General features: G+C 50.3%; 18 protein-coding genes and 1 pseudogene. 9 read left to right on the top strand and 10 right to left on the bottom strand.

The window, feature by feature from the left end; genetic code table 11:
• Positions 1 to 969 carry an NAD(P)-dependent alcohol dehydrogenase gene (locus WFJ73_RS25125; protein WP_336775690.1) on the top strand — a complete coding sequence of 323 codons (969 nt, stop codon included), beginning with the start codon at positions 1 to 3 and terminating at the stop codon, positions 967 to 969.
• Positions 970 to 1,040: 71 nt separating this feature from the next.
• Here WFJ73_RS25125 and WFJ73_RS25120 read toward each other — a convergent pair whose 3' ends face one another.
• Together WFJ73_RS25120 and WFJ73_RS25115 are read right to left on the bottom strand one after the other, a co-directional pair.
• Positions 1,041 to 1,565: a DinB family protein gene (locus WFJ73_RS25120; protein ID WP_336775689.1), complete on the bottom strand. Its 525-nt coding sequence runs from the start codon at positions 1,563 to 1,565 to the stop codon at positions 1,041 to 1,043.
• Positions 1,566 to 1,635: 70 nt separating this feature from the next.
• Positions 1,636 to 2,543 (bottom strand): annotated as a pseudogene (locus tag WFJ73_RS25115) (helix-turn-helix transcriptional regulator).
• Between the two features lie 148 nt (positions 2,544 to 2,691).
• Here WFJ73_RS25115 and WFJ73_RS25110 point away from each other — a divergent pair.
• Positions 2,692 to 3,054, top strand: a complete 363-nt coding sequence (locus tag WFJ73_RS25110; protein ID WP_336775688.1) for a winged helix-turn-helix transcriptional regulator — start codon at positions 2,692 to 2,694, stop codon at positions 3,052 to 3,054.
• A 15-nt stretch (positions 3,055 to 3,069) separates the two neighbouring features.
• On the opposite strand, the gene WFJ73_RS25105 is transcribed toward WFJ73_RS25110, so the two are convergent.
• The 3 genes from WFJ73_RS25105 to WFJ73_RS25095 form a co-directional block, all read right to left on the bottom strand.
• The gene (locus WFJ73_RS25105) at positions 3,070 to 3,651 is read right to left on the bottom strand and encodes an alpha/beta hydrolase (protein ID WP_336775687.1); all 582 of its coding nucleotides are present in this window, start codon (positions 3,649 to 3,651) and stop codon (positions 3,070 to 3,072) included.
• Between the two features lie 74 nt (positions 3,652 to 3,725).
• Positions 3,726 to 4,877 (bottom strand): enolase C-terminal domain-like protein, encoded by a 1,152-nt coding sequence (locus WFJ73_RS25100; RefSeq protein ID WP_336775686.1) that lies wholly within the window; start codon positions 4,875 to 4,877, stop codon positions 3,726 to 3,728.
• Between the two features lie 95 nt (positions 4,878 to 4,972).
• Complete coding sequence (locus tag WFJ73_RS25095) at positions 4,973 to 5,569, bottom strand: GNAT family N-acetyltransferase (RefSeq protein WP_336775685.1); 597 nt, start codon at positions 5,567 to 5,569, stop codon at positions 4,973 to 4,975.
• Between the two features lie 176 nt (positions 5,570 to 5,745).
• Here WFJ73_RS25095 and WFJ73_RS25090 point away from each other — a divergent pair, with 176 nt between their 5' ends.
• On the top strand, positions 5,746 to 6,987 hold the full coding sequence (locus WFJ73_RS25090) for a mechanosensitive ion channel family protein (protein WP_336775684.1): 1,242 nt from the start codon (positions 5,746 to 5,748) through the stop codon (positions 6,985 to 6,987).
• Positions 6,988 to 7,052: 65 nt separating this feature from the next.
• On the opposite strand, the gene WFJ73_RS25085 is transcribed toward WFJ73_RS25090, so the two are convergent.
• Positions 7,053 to 8,528 (bottom strand): sulfatase family protein, encoded by a 1,476-nt coding sequence (locus WFJ73_RS25085; protein WP_336775683.1) that lies wholly within the window; start codon positions 8,526 to 8,528, stop codon positions 7,053 to 7,055.
• Positions 8,529 to 8,733: 205 nt separating this feature from the next.
• On the opposite strand from WFJ73_RS25085, the gene WFJ73_RS25080 reads away from it, so the two are divergent.
• Positions 8,734 to 9,537 carry a helix-turn-helix domain-containing protein gene (locus WFJ73_RS25080; protein ID WP_336775682.1) on the top strand — a complete coding sequence of 268 codons (804 nt, stop codon included), beginning with the start codon at positions 8,734 to 8,736 and terminating at the stop codon, positions 9,535 to 9,537.
• Between the two features lie 17 nt (positions 9,538 to 9,554).
• Here the strand turns inward: WFJ73_RS25080 and WFJ73_RS25075 are convergent, their stop codons facing one another.
• Positions 9,555 to 10,895 carry an aminotransferase-like domain-containing protein gene (locus WFJ73_RS25075; protein WP_336775681.1) on the bottom strand — a complete coding sequence of 447 codons (1,341 nt, stop codon included), beginning with the start codon at positions 10,893 to 10,895 and terminating at the stop codon, positions 9,555 to 9,557.
• A 147-nt stretch (positions 10,896 to 11,042) separates the two neighbouring features.
• Between WFJ73_RS25075 and WFJ73_RS25070 the strand changes: the two genes are divergently transcribed.
• From WFJ73_RS25070 to WFJ73_RS25050, 5 genes are all read left to right on the top strand, one after another.
• A complete protein-coding gene (locus tag WFJ73_RS25070) occupies positions 11,043 to 12,005 on the top strand; it encodes a DMT family transporter (RefSeq protein ID WP_336775680.1) in 963 nt (320 codons plus the stop codon).
• A 6-nt stretch (positions 12,006 to 12,011) separates the two neighbouring features.
• Positions 12,012 to 12,257, top strand: a complete 246-nt coding sequence (locus WFJ73_RS25065) for a nitroreductase family protein (RefSeq protein ID WP_336775679.1) — start codon at positions 12,012 to 12,014, stop codon at positions 12,255 to 12,257.
• A gap of 285 nt (positions 12,258 to 12,542) precedes the next feature.
• The gene (locus WFJ73_RS25060) at positions 12,543 to 12,962 is read left to right on the top strand and encodes a DUF1259 domain-containing protein (protein WP_336775678.1); all 420 of its coding nucleotides are present in this window, start codon (positions 12,543 to 12,545) and stop codon (positions 12,960 to 12,962) included.
• A 46-nt stretch (positions 12,963 to 13,008) separates the two neighbouring features.
• Positions 13,009 to 13,431 (top strand): DUF1259 domain-containing protein, encoded by a 423-nt coding sequence (locus tag WFJ73_RS25055; protein ID WP_336775677.1) that lies wholly within the window; start codon positions 13,009 to 13,011, stop codon positions 13,429 to 13,431.
• 269 nt (positions 13,432 to 13,700) lie between these two features.
• On the top strand, positions 13,701 to 14,462 hold the full coding sequence (locus tag WFJ73_RS25050) for an immunoglobulin-like domain-containing protein (RefSeq protein WP_336775676.1): 762 nt from the start codon (positions 13,701 to 13,703) through the stop codon (positions 14,460 to 14,462).
• A gap of 58 nt (positions 14,463 to 14,520) precedes the next feature.
• Here WFJ73_RS25050 and WFJ73_RS25045 read toward each other — a convergent pair whose 3' ends face one another.
• From WFJ73_RS25045 to WFJ73_RS25035, 3 genes are all read right to left on the bottom strand, one after another.
• Positions 14,521 to 15,372, bottom strand: a complete 852-nt coding sequence (locus WFJ73_RS25045; RefSeq protein WP_336775675.1) for a metallophosphoesterase family protein — start codon at positions 15,370 to 15,372, stop codon at positions 14,521 to 14,523.
• A gap of 11 nt (positions 15,373 to 15,383) precedes the next feature.
• Positions 15,384 to 16,202, bottom strand: a complete 819-nt coding sequence (locus tag WFJ73_RS25040; RefSeq protein WP_336775674.1) for a DMT family transporter — start codon at positions 16,200 to 16,202, stop codon at positions 15,384 to 15,386.
• A gap of 233 nt (positions 16,203 to 16,435) precedes the next feature.
• The gene (locus tag WFJ73_RS25035) at positions 16,436 to 17,203 is read right to left on the bottom strand and encodes a DeoR/GlpR family DNA-binding transcription regulator (RefSeq protein WP_336775673.1); all 768 of its coding nucleotides are present in this window, start codon (positions 17,201 to 17,203) and stop codon (positions 16,436 to 16,438) included.
• Positions 17,204 to 17,264 lie beyond the last annotated feature (61 nt).

Here is a 17,264-nt window from a genome sequence, read left to right as displayed (position 1 = left end):
ATGAAAGCGATCGTATGCGAGAAATATGGAACGCCGGAGGTGCTTCAATTTAAGGATGTAGAGATCCCCGCTCCCAAAGAGCAAGAAATACGGATAAAAGTATATGCGGCCGTCGTAACCCCCTCCGACTGCTCCTTCCGGAGAGCGGATCCTTTTTTCATCCGTTTCCTCTATGGGCTGAGAAACCCCAAGCATCCTATTCTGGGCGTCGAGTTTGCCGGCGAGGTTGATTCGGTTGGCAAGGATGTAACGTTGTTCAAGAAAGGCGATCAGGTATTCGGCATTAGCCCCCATCGCTTCGGAACTTACGCGGAATACGTCTGTTTACCCGAAGACCAGCCGGTGTTTCTTAAACCAAACAATGCGGGTTACGATGAAGCCGCAGGTTTATGCGACGGAGCCTTAACGGCCTTAATCTTTCTTAGGGATCACGCCAAAATTCAACCGGGGCAAAAGGTGCTTATTAACGGAGCATCCGGGGCGGTTGGCGCTTACGCCGTACAGCTTGCCAAGTACTACGGAGCCGAAGTAACCGGCGTATGCAGCAGCCGTAACTTTGAATTGGTGAAGTCTTTGGGGGCGAGAACGGTAATCGATTATACCAAGGAGGATTTCACTCGGGGCGATCAGACCTATGACGTTATTTTTGATGCGGTAGGCAAGCGTACTTACTCCGAGTGCAGAGGCTCCCTCACACCGCAAGGCATTTATCTTTCTACCGTTCCCAGCGGCGGAGCTATGCTGTCCATGCTTCTGACTTCAAAGTCCCGCGGCAAGAAGGCGATCTTTACCGCTGCCGGCCTCAAGCAGAAGAAAGAAAATCTGGCTTTTCTCAAAGAGCTCTTCGAGGCCGGAAAAATCAGATCGGTCATCGACCGGCGCTATCCGCTGGAACAAACGATCGAGGCACACCGGTATGTCGAGACCGGACGCAAGAAAGGAAATGTCATCCTTCATGTTTCTAGTTAAATGACAAATCGCCTACTGCCAAGCCGGATAGCCGGGACAAATAAGCGATCTTCAGATTTATAACGAGAGACCTACAAAACAGCAGTCACCGTTTCTGGCTGCCGGTACCAATAAAGAGCATAGTCGGTCATTGTGGAGGCATAACCTAGCTGGCGCAGCATCGTTGATACATTGCCCCGGTGATAGGTCCCGTGATTCGCGGTATGCAGCATAATCTCAGCTAAACTTGTCTCGCGGACTCCGGCATAGGGATTGTTAAGCGTAATAACTTGTTCCACATCCTGCCCTTTACCGAGCCACTCGTTGTATTGGCCGGACAGCTCGACAAAGAGCTGAATGTATTCGTCCACCGTCTCCAGAATACGGCCGCTTAACGGCATGCATTCCTGCAGCGCCGCGCCCATATCCGTTCCCGTCAGCACCATATACCACGTTTTATCTACCGCATAGATATGGTTAAGGGCATGAGCAATCGTCGGAAACGAGGTGTTTACTTCCTGATGCAGCGCAGCGGGCGGCAGCTCCTTGATTCTCCCCAGGATCGTTTGGTTCGCCCAAAAGTGGTAGTTCAACATTTCCGTCGGATAATTTTTCATGATTCAATCGACTCCTTTTAACTGGTATGTAGCCAGTATAAAAAAAGTAGTATGACAACAGTGTGTCATACTACTCGTAAAGGTTTAGCGTCTTTTGAAGCTGCTCTTTCATGACGGCCCGAAGCTCCGAGGGCTCAAGCACCTCCGCGCCGCTGCCAAAGCCAAGCAGAATCGACCACAACCATCTCGCCTCAGCCGGCTTATAGACGGGAATCCGCATCGTCATGCTGCCATCGGAATGAAAGGTCTTCGGGACGTAGCCGAAATGATCCATCGCATCCGCCAAAGCTTCCGGCCCTACCTTAACCACGACATCCTCAACCAGACTCAAATCCCCGACAAAAGGTCCAGCCTCCTCCGGTACCTCCTGATGCGGCTCAAAGCAGCGTTCCGTCTGGAGTACTTCCACCATGCGGGATACCGGAACTCCCGATAATCGCAGCGCGTCAAGCAATAGCCGTAAATATACCAGCTGCCGTATTTAAAGTGAAGCCTGACCGGCTCCAGCTCGCGGGTGGTCCGTTCATTCTTTGCGTTAATGTAGTCGAACCGGATGACTTTGCGCTCCGTAATCGCCCCTCGCAATAAAGGCAGCGTCTCGGGATCCGATCTGCGCGTCTCAAAATCTACGGCTAGACTTGGAGTCCGGTGCTCGGTTCCAACGGTTTGCAGCCTGTCGATTGTCCCTTGCGCGCGTTCGTCTTCGAAGACGGTCGAAAGTCCTTTAAGCACGGTGACCAGAGCATTTACATCGTAGGAGCCAAGCAGGCTTTTATCCATCTTGAAGCCTTCCATCATGCCGAAGCCGCCCTTGTTCCCCTGATACGAGACAACCGGAAAGCCCGCCGCGCAGATGACGTCGATATCCCGGTAAATCGTTCTCTGGGATACCTGGAACTCCTCAGCCAGCGCATTGGCCGGCAGCACATCGTTATTCAGCAGCTTATAGATAATGGAGATCAAACGCTCCAGCTTCATGGGTATCGACCGCCTGTCCGTTCTTTCGTTTATATATTCTTAAATAATCGCTAACCGGTGTTTCCATCCGAAGAGGGAATCAATATATTACAGGATATACGCTTTGTCAATCGTCATGACCGTATTCCGACAGACAGGAGTGGAACGTATGAACGAATTTGAAAATATGGAGTCTCCCTGCCATTACAGACGCGCCTTGGAAATTGTCTCAGGCAAATGGACGGTGCTTGTTTTTTACGAGCTGGAATCGGGCAAAAGGCGGTACAGCGATCTGAAAAGAAGGGTCGAGGGCGTCACGCAAAAGATGCTCACTCAGACGCTGCTCCAGCTGGAGAGGGACGGACTTGTCGTGCGGTATGTTCACCCAACCGTTCCGCCTACCGTAGAGTACGAGCTGACGCCTCTTGGCCAAACCTTGATTGGCCCGATGCGGATTCTGCATCAATGGACGGACGCCCATTACGATTCCGTGTTAAGAGCAAGAAAAGCTTTCGACGCTATCACCTCTTAAGACCTGACGAGTAACTCAACTAGCAATCGTCCCCCTATCCAATCTTCCAAGCACCCGATTAATTAACGCATATACATCGTTCCCGTCCTCAAACACATCGGTCAGGGCATAAAACAAATGAATCATGCCGGCATAACGCTTATGCGTCACCTCCACCCCGCTTGCGATAAGCCGCTGGCTGTATTGCTCCCCTTCATCTCGCAAAGGATCGTATTCCGCCGTCACTACGATTGCCGGCGCCATGCCGGCGGTGTCTCCATAGAGCGGCGAAGCAAGCGGGTTCATTCGGTCAACATCGGAGTTCAAATAATGTCCCGCGCAATATTCCAGCAGGGCCGAATCAAGGAAATATCCCTCGCCGCATACCTGCTTCGAGGCATAATCACCCGCCCAGTCCGTCAATGGGCATAGCAGGATCTGAGCCGCAACGGAGAACGTTCCCCTGCTTACTGCCTGCTGTGCCACAACGGCGGCCAGGTTGCCCCCGACGCTTTCCCCCGCCACGGCAATTCTCTCGGAATCCAAACCTTTCGATGAAGCCTGCTGATACACCCACTCCGCTGCATAGACGGTTTCATCTACGGGTATGGAAAACACTTTTAAGTGGCTTACTTACAAAAAAAGACCAGAACCGCAAAAGCTAGCGGCACTGATCTTTTGGATAACAGGAGTTAACGGCTCCAGCCGTTGGCCAGAACCTGTCTTGCAAACAACTCCCCGTCAAATTCGAGGCCAAAGCCCGCTTTGTCCGGTACATAGAACTTGCCGTATTCCACCCGGTAAGCGGATGTGTCCATTCCTTCTATCGTGATATCGTCGTATTCGACAAACTCAAAGTTGTTAATCGCAGCCGCAATATGCCCAAGCGCGTAAATGCCGTAAGCATTGCCGTAGCAATGCGGCGCCGACCGCAGTCCTGCCTGGTCAAGCTCCGCGCCAAGCTCCAGCCAATGCGTAAAGCCCGGATAAATAACATCGTATTGCAGCACGTCAACCAGGCCTTTTTTCGCCCAGCTTACGAGATGAGGAGACGCAAGCCCTTCACCGTCGGCAATAAGCACATTCTGCCCGCGTTCCCGGAGCCATGCCTTCAGGTCAGCATACAAGGCATCGTCCTCGTGGAAGGCTTCTTCGATCCAATGCAGATTCACGTTTTGAACCGCTGCCAGCACTTCCTTGGTCAGATTGAGATTATACGCGTTGTTGGCATCAATCATAATCTTCGCTTCAGGCCCGGCAATCTCGGCAACGCCATGAATAATGGCGATGTCCCGCTTCGTCCCTTCCAGCACAGGCATATGTCTGCCCCCGCGGCCAACTTTAATCTTGAAGTTGCGGTGGCCTTTGGAGAAGCCTTGGGCAGCCTCTTCCCTCAGCAGCGCGACCGCATCCCGCTCATTTGCCAAGTGCAAGTCGTCAAAATAGAGAGAGGTATCATAGCAAGGTACGACTAGCGGAGATCCCGGAGCACGGTTAACCGCTGACACCAATTCATACACGGGGGTATTCAATCTGCGTCCCAGCCAGTCCAGAATCGGATATTCGAGCGGAATGCGATAAGGCTCAAGTATTCTGCCGCTTGCGTCAAACAGATCTATTAGCCTCATTCCTGCAACGGCTTCCGCCAGCTCCTCCGTCATCGATCCCGTGTGACCATAACCCGTCTCCCCGTCAATCGTAAGGCGGGCGATACGGACCGAGCAATGCTTGCCGTGATTGCCAAGCCTGCCGTTTGAACCCGCGTTTCGCGCGCGCTCGCCCGTAAGAGTTGCAACCTCGATCTTTTCTACTTTCCATTCAGGCTGAATAAGAGATAGATTCATCGTCGTTTCACTCCTATTGCTTTAGGAATAGTTCCAACTCCATCCAATATATTACGCCCTCAACAAATATGTCAAAATAAAATATATTCATTATATTAAAATAGATTCATTTCATGAAGAAGCTTCTCTCTAACAAGAGGCCACTCCTCCTCCAGGATGCTGTAAAACACGTTATCGTGAACCGTGCCGCCATCCGTCGCATCCACTCGATGCCTTCGAAGCACGCCCTCCCTTACTGCCCCTATCTTCTCCAGCGCTCTTTGCGACCGCAGATTGTTCCCGCTGGCAGAGAATTGGACCCGAATTACGCCAAGCTCTTCGAAACAATATTGAAGGAGCAGCAGCTTGCAGGCCGGGTTTATTCCCTGTCCCCAGAACCCCGGAGCCATCCATGTCCAGCCGATTTCAACGTTCCGGTTATTTGCGTCCAGATCGCCAAGCCGGGTTGTTCCGGCCACCCGTCCGCTGGTTTTGTCAATGATTGCAAACGGTAGCTGAGTTCCCGCTTCTCTATTTACCAGAGCGGACTCAAGCGCCAGCTCGATCGCTTGCTCCGTATTGTTCCTCCGCCAGGTCATCTCCCAGACTCTCGGATCGCTAAGCAGCCGGGCAAGCTCCTTCACGTGCGCCGCCTGCAAAGGCAGAAGAATAACCTTACGGTTTTCCAACGTCAGATTCGTACGAAATTTCATAGCGAGCTCTCCTTTTCCACTATCCTACCAATAGGACAGGGCGGCATGAATGCAGGAAGGAACCGAATATTTGTATTATTTTGCAAGCATGTCTACAGGTTGACGGGAAGCCCGGCTTTCAGTACCATCTTAAAATAGAAAAGCCCCCAGGGGCTCTACGGATTGAAGGAGGAGTAATGAATTATATTAAAGATTTGCTTGTCGATTTAGGAGTCAACACCAATCTAGCTGTCTACCTGGCCAGCATTGCCATTGTTATTATCGCGGGGATTGTAAGCATAGCCGCCAACTTTATAACCAAAAAGGTTGTGCTGCGCATCGTCAGCCATTACATCCGGAACAATCGGTACCGTTGGGACAATTATTTACTGGACCGCAAAGTGTTTCATAAGCTGTCCCATATCGTTCCCGCCATTATCCTTTACTATTTCTCGTTCAGCTTCTCGGCTTACCATTCTCTTATTCTGAAGGGAATAACGATTTATCTTATTATCGTAGTGCTTCTGGTGCTGGATGCTTTCCTTAACGCGGTTAACGATATTTATAGAACATACGATATTTCCCGGAGCCGTCCCATCAAAGGATACGTTCAGGTAGTCAAAATCTTTCTGTTCATTATCGGGGGGATTCTGGCCATCTCGAACCTGATCGGCGAAAGCCCCGTTATTCTTATCAGCGGGATTGGCGCCTTGTCCGCCGTTATGCTGCTGATCTTTAAGGATTCGCTGCTTGGCCTGGTTGCAGGCATTCAATTGTCAACTAACGATATGGTCCAGGTAGGCGATTGGATTGAAATGCCCAAGTACGGAGCGGACGGAGATATCATTGATATCTCGCTGCATACCGTCAAGGTGCAGAACTTCGATAAGACGATCACCACCATCCCTTCGTATGCTCTTATTTCGGATTCGTTCAAGAACTGGAGGGGCATGCAGGATGCCGGCGGCCGGCGTATTAAACGGTCCGTTTACATCGATATGAACAGCATCGCTTTTTGTACGCCCGAAATGATTGAGAAATTCAAGAAAATTCATCTCCTGAGCGAATATATCCTTGATAAAGAGAGAGAGATTATTCATTACAACCTGGAAAACGAGATTGACCCTGCCGTCTCGGTGAACGGCAGAGCCATGACGAATATCGGCGTGTTCCGGGCTTATGTCGAGCGGTATGTGGAGCAGCATCCCAAAATCCACAAAGGCATGACGAGGATCGTCAGACAGCTCGCCCCCGCTGAGAATGGGCTGCCTCTCGAAATTTACGCCTTCACCAACGATATTAACTGGGCTGTCTATGAAGGCGTTCAATCGGATATCTTCGATCATATTCTGGCCGTTGCGCCGGAGTTTGGATTACATGTCTTCCAGAGTCCATCCGGTCAAGACTTCAAGAGCTTGCCGAAGGTTGGAGCTTATTAACCGCCTTAGGGAAAAAGAGGCCGCGCCATCGTCAGTTTAACTGATGACGGCGCGGCCTCTCTTCTTTACAGCTTATCCTTCCCCTCTAATTCACGAGGGTGCCTGCGGATCAGCTCCGGCACGGCATCTCCTCGTCCCGTCTGCTCAAGCCGCTTCAAGTAACGAGGAAGCGACCCCTTTGCATGATAAGGACCACCCTCCTTCATGACCGTCCACAGTGGATCCGTGTCGTAAGGCATCGAGGCCATCATTCGGTCATGCCAATCGTTCAGCCAATAGACCGCTTCCCTGCATAGATCCGGCCTCTCCGCGGCAAGATTGATCTGCTCATGCGGGTCCTCGGCAATATGGAACAGCATCTCCTTGTCAAACAGATGATAGCCGTCATGATACGTGCGGATGTAGAGCCAATCGCCGAACCGCACGCTTCGCTGGCATACATGCGCACATTGCGACACAACCAAATATTCTCGCCCCGCATCCTCGCCGGACTGCAGCACCTTCGCGTAGCTTGCACCGTCCCAGCTTGGCATAGGCTGCCGGCCGAGGAGCTCGGCTATCGTTGGCGGCAGATCCAAATGGTAATGCAGGCCCTTGTCGACGATTCCTTCCTGCATGCCCGGCCAGCGAATAATCATCGGAAGCCGGCAGGTTCCCTGATCCGCCGTGCCATGCTCCCCGTATATTCCAAGCTCGCCCATGTTCTCGCCATGATCGGCCGTAATAATAATAACAAGTTCATCCATGACGCCCTTTTTTTCAAGCAAGGCAAATAATTGGCCAATGTTCTCATCCATGAAGCGGACCCCGCAATCATAGCCGTCCACCATGCGCCTCAGATCATCCCGGCTGCGGATTTCCCCCGGATGTCTCGGATAATTCGGCAACGTGGCATTGTCGTACATATTAATTTCGCTTGCGCTATGCGGCCCTACCTTGCGCATATGCTTATCAAGCACCCCGCCTGTAATCCACTCCGGCAGCGGATCATCCTGGAACGGATTGCCGAACGATTCCGGCGCCCGGTACGGGGTGTGCGGATCCCAATAATTGACGTACAGCATCCAGTTATCTTGCTCCGCGTTCCGGTCTATCCAGTCGAGAACAACAGGCGTTACTTCCTCCGCGGATTCCATTCCGCCTTTGCCCGTATTGTAGATTTCGTTAAATCCGGCATAAAAGGTCCATGCGGAATGCCTTTCCCCAAACGGGCTGACAAGCGCGGTACGAATTCCCGCCTGCCGGAACAAGGCCGGGAAGCTTTCGGACGCAAGCCGGTCGCGAAAATCTCTTGACGCACCCTCATGACGAACGTCCGCGGCAGACCCGCCATGTCCCACAACTCCGTTATGAATGCCGAAGCGTCCGGTCATTAAAGCCGTTCGCGACGGGAAGCAAGGCGCGTCGGAGGTATAGTAATTATCGAACCGGACGCCCTGGGCGGCGATCCGGTCAATATTCGGAGATGTTTGGCGGGGGTAACCGTAGCACCCCAAATGATCCGGCCTTGTCGAATCCAAATCCAGCAGCAAAATTCTCATAATGATGCTCCTCTCCTTCAATCCGTTTGCCATGATGGCTGTACCCGTATTATAGGTTTGGAGCTTCGGTCAGGTCGACGTACATTCCATCCTGTCCATGTACATTTCAACGATTTTATGCGATATAAGGTATGGGCTAACCATTTACCCAAATCGGTAGTTTTGCTAGTATTTTATTAGAATCACTGCAAAGGACGGGGATCCCATGCTGCAGCTGTTAAGCGTAAATTTCGACGATCGCATTCCGAACTGGCGCACCCAAAGCGAGGTACTCCGCTATCATGTCCTTGTGCTGGTTACGGACGGCAAAGTGAAATACACCATTAACGGACAAGAGATTATTGCCGAACGGGGAGATTTTCTGTATATTCCGCAATCCACGCATCGCAGCGGAGATACCATTCCCGGCACTCCTCATCAGAAATACACGGTTTTGATTACAACGGAGCCCGGGAGCAAGCTGGGTATCCCTTTTCTTGACCGGGGCGAATTTATTCGTTTCCGTCTGTCCAACCTCCATTACATGCAGCGCAGATTCATCAAGCTGTTCGAAGAGATGAGGGGCGGCCGCAGCTTTCGCTCCTATATTGGCCTTGGACTAACGCAGGAGCTTATCGGCCTGCTTGCAAGAGAACTGGAGAAGCCGGAGGTAACTCCCGCCAAGATGTTATACGCGCAGCTGGTGAAGCAGTATTTACTGGACCATTACCGCGAGCATGTGGAGATCGAGCAGCTTGGGGAGCTTATTCATCGTTCGCCGAATTACACCACCGCTCTGTTCAAAGAGGTATTCGGTCAATCCCCCATCCGCTATATGCATCAGCTACGTCTGCTTGAAGCCTGTCGTCTCCTGCTCCACTCCGACATGACCGTTGCGGATATCGCTCAATACTTGGGCTACTACGATCCCTCGTATTTTTTTCGGATGTTCAAGAAGCATGTCGGTCTATCGCCGTCCGAATTCATTATCCGCGGCAGAACGGAGGAACCGCCTCAGCTATTCATTTAAGCAAAGGCCTTCTTCGTTCACCAACTTCCCCTACGAACCTCTTCCGTAATTATCCGGACTCCTTCCTCAATCTTCTCAGGCCCAGTCTGGGAAATGCTGATCCGAAGGAACTTCTCCTTATCCAGATAGTTGGACAGGTAGAACCCCTTGCCTGACACGACGCTGACGTTCCTTTCCGCAAGGCGCTTCAAGAGCTGCTCTACGTTCACCGTCTGCTTCAACTTGAAATGTGTGTATATCCCCGACCGGATATCCGGCACCTCCATTAATCCCGGCTCGTTATGCCGATTCACCGATTCGTTCAAGGCCAACATTCGCGCCGCGTACAATCCCGCTATCTTGTGCTTATGCCGTTCATACATGCCGTTCTTGATATACACCTCAAGCGCCGCCTGGGAGAGCAGCGAGGTGTCGGGGTATATTTTATAGGCATAAAAGGTCTTGAGCAGCCGTTCCGGCAATACGATTGCGCCTAACCTTAGGCCAGGGAAGATAATCTTGGAGAAGCTTTTTACATAAATGACATACTCGCCTCCATCGGAAGCGTAAATCGGGTCGGATTGCCGGTCCGCCCCAAGATCGGCCATGTAATCGTCCTCCAGGATGTAGACTTCGTATTTGCCGGCCAGCTTGGCGATAGCTCTTCGCTCCTCGGCGTTATAGGAAGTACCAAGCGGATTATGATACCTCGACATCGTGTAAAAAAATTTGATGCTGCCGCTCTTGAACCAACGCTCCAGCTCCTGAAGATCGATGCCCGCTGCCGTTCGGGCGATGCCATGCACCGGAATGTTCTCCGTCTCCAAAAACCGCAAATACCGGTCATAGCTAGGTTGCTCCACAAGCACCGCTTCCCTGCCGTTTAGGAACGGCATCTTCGCCAATATCTCCAGCGCTTGCTGCGCGCCGGAGGTGACGAAGATCCTCTCGACTTTCGTGAATACCTGGTCACTGGCCAAATGCGAAACAAGCGTGTGACGGAAGGATTCCAGCCCCAGCGGATCGCCATATGTAAACAGATCGTACTTATAAATATCGATCGCTTTATTGAGACAATGCTGGAAATCCATATAAGGAAAAGCGTCCAGGTCCGGCAGAACCGTCGCGAAATAGATCTTGCTTCTGTCCCGCTCGTCGCGCCAATCGCCGGGCTTCACAACGACGTAGTACCCGCTTTGCGGCACCGAATAAATAACGTGGCGTTTTTCCAGCTCCGCGTAAGCCCTCGTAATGGTGCTGATGCTGCATCCGTAGGCTTCCGCGGCGCTGCGGACGGAGGGCAGCTTTTGGCCGGGACGGTATTTTCCCTGCCGGATTTTCTCTTCCATATCGGAAAGGATCAAATTGTATTTTTTCATTCTGTCCTCCATGCGCTTCAGCCCAACTGTATCGATACAGTTGGGATAAAACGGCGTTGTTTGGTTAACCAAAATCCCTTATCTTCAAATCAACGGTTACAGACGTTCGCGAACACGCTGCCGTAAGCTCTGAGAGGATGATGCAACATGGGTCACAAGGAAATGAGGCTTCCCTATTTCCTCGCCGTGCTTAACGCGGTCATTATCGGGTTATCTTTTTTATTCGCCAAGACGGCACTGGATTACGCCAGTCCGCTCGATACGCTGGCTTTTCGTTTTACCTCATCGTTCCTGGTGATGTCCATCCCCGTGTTATTCGGCTGGATTAAGCTTTCTTACCGCGGCAAGCCGCTTCGCAAAGTATTGCTGCTGGCATCCATGTACCCGCTGGGCTTCTTCACGCTTCAGGCCTACGGACTGCAGCATGCCAGCTCGGCTGAAGGCGGTATCCTGTACGCGTTCACGCCGGTCGTTACGATGATTATTGCCTCTCTGTTTCTAAAAGAAACCACAACCGTTCTGCAGAAGCTGTCGATCTTCCTGTCGGTGTTTGGGGTGGTGTTTATCTTTGTCATGAAAGGCAGCAGCATTGATCTATCCAATCTGCTTGGCATTTCGTTGCTCTTGCTGACCTGCTTTGCTTTTGCCGGCTATACCGTTCTGGCCCGTTCGTTATCCAGGCAGTTCAGCCCGGCGGAAATCACTTATTTGATGATGGGCATCGGCTTTGTCTTCTTTACGGTTACGGCATTCACTAGCCATGCCTCAGCCGGGACCCTCTCTCATATATTCCCCCCTCTGGCGAGCGGCACCTTTATGGCATCGCTTATCTTCCTGGGCATCGTTTCTTCCCTCTTAACGGCACTAACCTCCAATTACATTCTTTCCAAGATGGAGGCATCAAGAATGAGCGTATTCGCCAATCTTTCTACCATCGTGTCGATGACGGCCGGAGCCGTGTTCCTTGGGGAAGAAATAACGATTTATCATCTGATCGGCTCGTTACTGATCATTGCCGGGGTTATTGGGACAAATCAACTTGGCCGGAAAAAAGCTGCCGGGAACGGAAATAACAAAAAACTAAACGCCGTAAACCATTCAAGGAGTTGAAGATCAATGTCATCAACCGTTTTAGCCGATTTTCATGTGATTAAGCTTATGCTGGCTGCAAAGGCGAAAGGGCTCGACTCCTGCCCGATGGGCGGATTTAGCGCGGATGCTTTTATCGAAGCGTTTCATATACCATCCCGATATATTCCGGTCATGCTTATCGCGATTGGCAAGGCGGCTGTTCCGGCACGTGCATCTTCACGATTTCCGGTCGGGAAGACGATGGTTTGGAACGATTTTCAAAAAGAATAACATTAACTTAGTTGATTCGAAAGAAAAAGGGGCAGAAATGCGCACCAAAGCGTGCATTTCTGCCCCTTTCATTTATTTTTTAACCAGACTTTAGAAGAGAAACCCACTCGCCTTTGGTCCAGATCATATATCGAATTCCGCCAATGTTAGCGGATGACGTTTTGCAGGCATAAGGGAATGGATAGGAGCGCCAAAGGGACATTTTCTTAAATCTAGTAATTCCGCACAACTCGATTTACTAGATTCAACATAGATTACAGCAGTACTGATTAAAGGAGGATTTATATGGCGCAAAAAGTAAAAGTAAGTCCGCAATTCGCAAGGCTGTGCACTCAATTCTCGAAAATTCTGGGAGGTGAATCGGAGATTGAAGCAGGTCCGGTGTGTTTCGTCACTCGGATGACGAACTTAAAAGAGACCATTTTGGGTAGAAGAACCCGTTCGCCTTTGGTTCAAATGCAAATGTTCTCGTTCGAGTCTCTAAGCGCTTCGGGCCGCGCGCTTTGTTTAGGCGAGACTGCCGTGCATCAAAATCAGGTTAATCGATTGATGTCGAATCTTCGTAAACGCGGAATCAAAGTAACTTCTCTTCATAATCACTGGCTTAACGAGAATCCGCGCTTAATGTATATGCACTGGGAAGCTAATATGGACCCTGTAGAATTTGCCAAAAAAACCAAGGCATCTATCGCATTCCTTGGCTAATGCTTGAGTATTTTTTTATTTTCAAACATGAAAGGATGATCTGTAAATGGCGCAACCTGTAAAGGCAAGTCCGCAATTTAAAAAAATATGCAACCGCTTCTCCTCCATTTTGGGCGGGACAGAGCATGAAATTACGAAAGGTCCGGTGTGTTTCGTTTCAAGAAACAGAATTATAAAAGCCTCTATTCTAGGAAAACGCACCGCGTCCCCTCTCGTTCGTTATCAATTGTTCTCGTTTGAGTCATTGGACAGTTCCGGACGAGCACTCTGTCTGGGAGAAACAGCGCTTTTCCAAAACCAGGTCAATCGCTTGCTCACAAATCTTCGGAAGAACGGGATTAAAGTTACGGCGGTTCACAATCACTGGTTGTTCGAGAATCCGCGTCTCATGTACGTGCACTGGGAATCCATCGATAATCCTATTGAATTCGCGAAAAAAGTAAAACGTTCGATCGCTTTCTTGGGCTAATTAAAAGCTGTGACAGCTTGTCCGCAACCTGTCACAGCTTCCAAGTTGCAAGAAACTTTTATCCCCGTTCCGCGTCTAAGGATTAACTTCAACTAGACTGCGAGCTGACCGAAATGAGAAAGATATTTGCAACTCTCTTGATTACTCTATTTATCACCGGATGCAATTCAAGTAATAACGATGATCGAAAGCCGTATACTTCATCAAAAGAAACAATAGCGGACGGTATTTCGCAACATCTCAATAAATCTTCCTCAGGAGACTATGAATTGAAATGGCCGACTCGTGATGTATACGAGAGTATCGGACATCCATTTCAGTCGGGAACTAAACTCCAAGCGCTTTTACCGGATCAGTTTCCGAAAAATTCACAAGAGATTACTTATGCGTTTCAGACAGCACCCAACCAAGACCAAGGGCTGTACTTTCAGCATTTTCCTACGGATAAAACGATACGGACAACGTTAACCGAGGTTGATGCGGAGCTCCATCCCATCCACACGATTCCGCCAAATGTGCAGACGTTATCGGCAGATCCTAGGAGTGACGAGGATATCGTGCATAAGTTCCCTTTTCGCGCGGAAGTTGTTATGCCCGAGAAACCGGATTCGCTTTATTCCTTGCTTACAGAGCTCGTCGAAAAGGATGGTTCCGTTTCGGATTCAATTGTGCAGATTTACTATATCCCGGGCAAGGTCATACATGCGGAGATGTCAACGGACAAAGCCGTTTACACAGCAGGGGATGAACTCCAGTTAAGGATTACGAACCACGGACCGACGAACTTAACCCATCACGGAAGAATGTACGACTTGGAAATAAAAAAAGATGAAAGCTGGAAGATCCTTAACAAAAAAGCAGTTACCTATATGACACTTGAGGGCTACGCACCAATTACGGTTGGCAGCTACTCACAAAACATTAAGCTTCCGGACAATCTTAAACCAGGAACTTACCGTGTTGTCAAAAGGGTCGGAGCCGACCTTACGGATTACGGCACAACACTGTCGGTTGCATTCGAGGTGCAATAAATAAAAAAAGGGTAATCGCATCTACGGCGATATCCCCTTTTTACATAGCTATAACCGGTCACGCCGGAATCTCCCACTCATACCGAACCCTCTCGAGCCACTTGCCCGCGGCAAAATCTCGACCTCGGACAACTATACGATTCTCGTATACCTCGACGAACAGCCCCTGGCTGCCGTCCTTATGCTCGTCTTCATCCGTCCAGAGGTAGGCAACGGATGCCGCGTTAAACATGCGGGGCAATTGTTCATCGTCATACAGGGTATGCGGCGCTTCCAGCTCCCAATGCGTATGCCCGGTAAACAGAATGGCATGCCTATGTCTGGACAGTACTTCCTTAAGCTGTTCATCTTGGGTAACGCCGTACCACTTCTGCGACTCATAGGAGCCGGCAACCGTATCCTTAAGCGGCTGATGCAGGAACACGAAGGCAGGACGATTAAGACTCTTACTCTCCTCTAGCTTGCCGTCCAACCAGGACAGCTGCGTTTCCGACAGGAACGAGAATAAGTCCAACCCCTGCTCGGTCCCAAGGAAGATAAAAGAGTAACCTTCCACCATGTGAGCGTGATACGGTCCGCCCATCTCCGTGGCGTCCAGATAAGCTCCCAGACGCAAAGGCCATTCTCCCCCGCCGACATCATGATTACCGGAAGCAAAATAAGCGATTGGCAGCCCTTCTCCATGCTCCCGCCATATTTTACGAAACTCTTCATATTCTTCCGCATGCCCATGGTCGGTAATATCGCCTACATGCATAATACCGTTGCTGCCTGGCGCTTCCCGTTTCAAATCCTCGAGTGCCCGCGCCAAATTGCGATTATGCGTATGTCCGGGATCTGTCCTCACATGCGTATCGGTAATGACCTGAAATTGAAGCCGTGCCTTCCCTTTGCCCTCTTCATATCCCATTCTCAGCCCCCCTATATTCCTAATATCCCTACTAACAGAATACCTGCGAAAATGATGCTGGCGGACGCTAACCGCAAGGCGCCTTTTCCTTCCTTCAGCAGCCATACGCCCATAAAGGTCCCACAGACGGTCCCGATCTCCCGAAGCGGCGCTACATAAGTCAGCTGCGACATGCTCATGGCGAATAAGAACAGCAGGTAAGAGCCCGGAGACAGAATGGATCCTGCCACAAGCAGCTTGCCGTTCTCCCTGATCTGCTTAACCCAGCCCACTTCCCGGAAACGGATAAACGGAACAAGCCCCAACATAAACCCGATATTCGATATCTCTAACAGCACAATCGGCGAAAAATGCTGCAGGTTCACTTTGTCTACCATGACATATGCCATTGTGCAGAAGCCTACGGCTACAATCGACAACAATACTTTCCCCGAGGCTTGAAACCGCTGCTTCCTCCGATAAAACCCGCTTAATAGAAAGAAGCCTAGAGCAATTAATCCGAGACCCAACCAGCCCCAAAGGGACAGCCTTTCGTTCAGGAAAATAACCCCGCAAAGAGGCAGCAGGAAGGTGGCGATCCCTCTCATCATCGGGTACACCTGAGACAAATCGCCTAAAGTTAAGGTTCGAGACAAGAAGTACGCATACCCTGCTTGAATCAGCAGAGACAGTACCAATAAAACATATCCGGACAACGGTACTTGGACGGAGACGATCTCCGCGATAAATTCCGGTAGAAGCAATAGGGTAGCAGGTATATAGATCATGAACAAAAACAACTGCTTATTCCCGCTCTTCTTCGTGAGCAAATTCCAGATGGCATGAGCCACGCCGGATCCTAATACAAGCAGTAAGGCAAGCGAAATATTGACCCCTCCTTATCAATTCAACACTCATCCGAATAACACACATAAACACACATAAATACAACTTTACGCAAATGTTAGCATGAGCCTTTCACCCTGTCAATTGAGAAAATCTCTATCGAGGTTAAAAAAAAAGGAGCAACCACGGCGAAACAAAAAAAGAACCCTCCGGGAAGGTTCTTCTTGTATCCAATCTTCTATTTGCATTCAACAGTAATCCCGGCTTCCGTGTACCGCTCAAGTATATCCGGGCTTAGCCCGGAGTCCGTAATAATACGCTCAATCTTATCCAGTCCGCATACCGGCGTAAGCGATACGACATCAAACTTGCTGCTGTCCGCAAGCACGATAACCCGCTTCGTCCGCTCCAGCATTCTCTTTTTCAATTGAATCTCGCTAATCCCGTAATCCGTCAGCCCTTCGGTCAAGGAGATGCCGCTCATGCTCATGAAGAACAGGTCGGCATGGAACTGGGAAACAAATGACTCGGCATAATCTCCAACCGCGCATTGTTCCGAATTACGCACCAACCCGCCGACAAAAATAATCGTGAACTGAGGCTTAGCCATAAGAATCGAAGCGATCGGAAAGGAATTGGTTAATATCGTTAACCGTTCGAAACGGGCCGCCAAGGCCTTGGCGAATTCCGTATTTGTCGTGCTCACGTCCAAGAACAAAGATTGCCCCTCTTCCACAAAACGAAGAGCCGTCTGAGCCAACTCGCGTTTCTCGAGATGTCTCTTCGTCTCCCGCACGGTGAAGGGAAGCTCTTTCCGGTAGTCCGCCTGAGGCAATGTCGCCCCTCCATGAACCCGTTTCAAGAAACCTTCCTGCTCCAGATACTCCATATCTCTTCGGATCGTCTCGAACGAAACGCCGAATCTCGCGATTAAATCAGCCGTCTTAACCGATTGAGATTTATGAAGCAGCTGTATGATTTGTTGATGCCGGTCATGTATAAGCATGGATACTCCCCCAATAATGCGGACTTCAATACGCTATTCCTTCTAGAATACCACAAAAACA

Origin of the sequence: Paenibacillus sp. MMO-58, assembly GCF_037146255.1 — a bacterium.
GTDB lineage: Bacteria > Bacillota > Bacilli > Paenibacillales > Paenibacillaceae > Pristimantibacillus.
Note: the sequence above shows the minus strand (reverse complement) of the source record. Positions and strands in the feature narration are given on the sequence as shown.

What these genes read in the sequence shown, in the direction of transcription:
- WFJ73_RS25075 (WP_336775681.1), bottom strand. Translation starts at nt 10,895, where the DNA reads ATGAAAAAATACAATTTGATCCTTTCCGATATGGAAGAGAAAATCCGG.
- WFJ73_RS25035 (WP_336775673.1), bottom strand. Translation starts at nt 17,203, where the DNA reads ATGCTTATACATGACCGGCATCAACAAATCATACAGCTGCTTCATAAA.
- WFJ73_RS25125 (WP_336775690.1), top strand. Translation starts at nt 1, where the DNA reads ATGAAAGCGATCGTATGCGAGAAATATGGAACGCCGGAGGTGCTTCAA.
- WFJ73_RS25055 (WP_336775677.1), top strand. Translation starts at nt 13,009, where the DNA reads ATGGCGCAACCTGTAAAGGCAAGTCCGCAATTTAAAAAAATATGCAAC.
- WFJ73_RS25080 (WP_336775682.1), top strand. Translation starts at nt 8,734, where the DNA reads ATGCTGCAGCTGTTAAGCGTAAATTTCGACGATCGCATTCCGAACTGG.
- WFJ73_RS25085 (WP_336775683.1), bottom strand. Translation starts at nt 8,528, where the DNA reads ATGAGAATTTTGCTGCTGGATTTGGATTCGACAAGGCCGGATCATTTG.
- WFJ73_RS25045 (WP_336775675.1), bottom strand. Translation starts at nt 15,372, where the DNA reads ATGGGATATGAAGAGGGCAAAGGGAAGGCACGGCTTCAATTTCAGGTC.
- WFJ73_RS25070 (WP_336775680.1), top strand. Translation starts at nt 11,043, where the DNA reads ATGGGTCACAAGGAAATGAGGCTTCCCTATTTCCTCGCCGTGCTTAAC.
- WFJ73_RS25060 (WP_336775678.1), top strand. Translation starts at nt 12,543, where the DNA reads ATGGCGCAAAAAGTAAAAGTAAGTCCGCAATTCGCAAGGCTGTGCACT.
- WFJ73_RS25120 (WP_336775689.1), bottom strand. Translation starts at nt 1,565, where the DNA reads ATGAAAAATTATCCGACGGAAATGTTGAACTACCACTTTTGGGCGAAC.
- WFJ73_RS25065 (WP_336775679.1), top strand. Translation starts at nt 12,012, where the DNA reads ATGTCATCAACCGTTTTAGCCGATTTTCATGTGATTAAGCTTATGCTG.
- WFJ73_RS25110 (WP_336775688.1), top strand. Translation starts at nt 2,692, where the DNA reads ATGAACGAATTTGAAAATATGGAGTCTCCCTGCCATTACAGACGCGCC.
- WFJ73_RS25100 (WP_336775686.1), bottom strand. Translation starts at nt 4,877, where the DNA reads ATGAATCTATCTCTTATTCAGCCTGAATGGAAAGTAGAAAAGATCGAG.
- WFJ73_RS25095 (WP_336775685.1), bottom strand. Translation starts at nt 5,569, where the DNA reads ATGAAATTTCGTACGAATCTGACGTTGGAAAACCGTAAGGTTATTCTT.
- WFJ73_RS25090 (WP_336775684.1), top strand. Translation starts at nt 5,746, where the DNA reads ATGAATTATATTAAAGATTTGCTTGTCGATTTAGGAGTCAACACCAAT.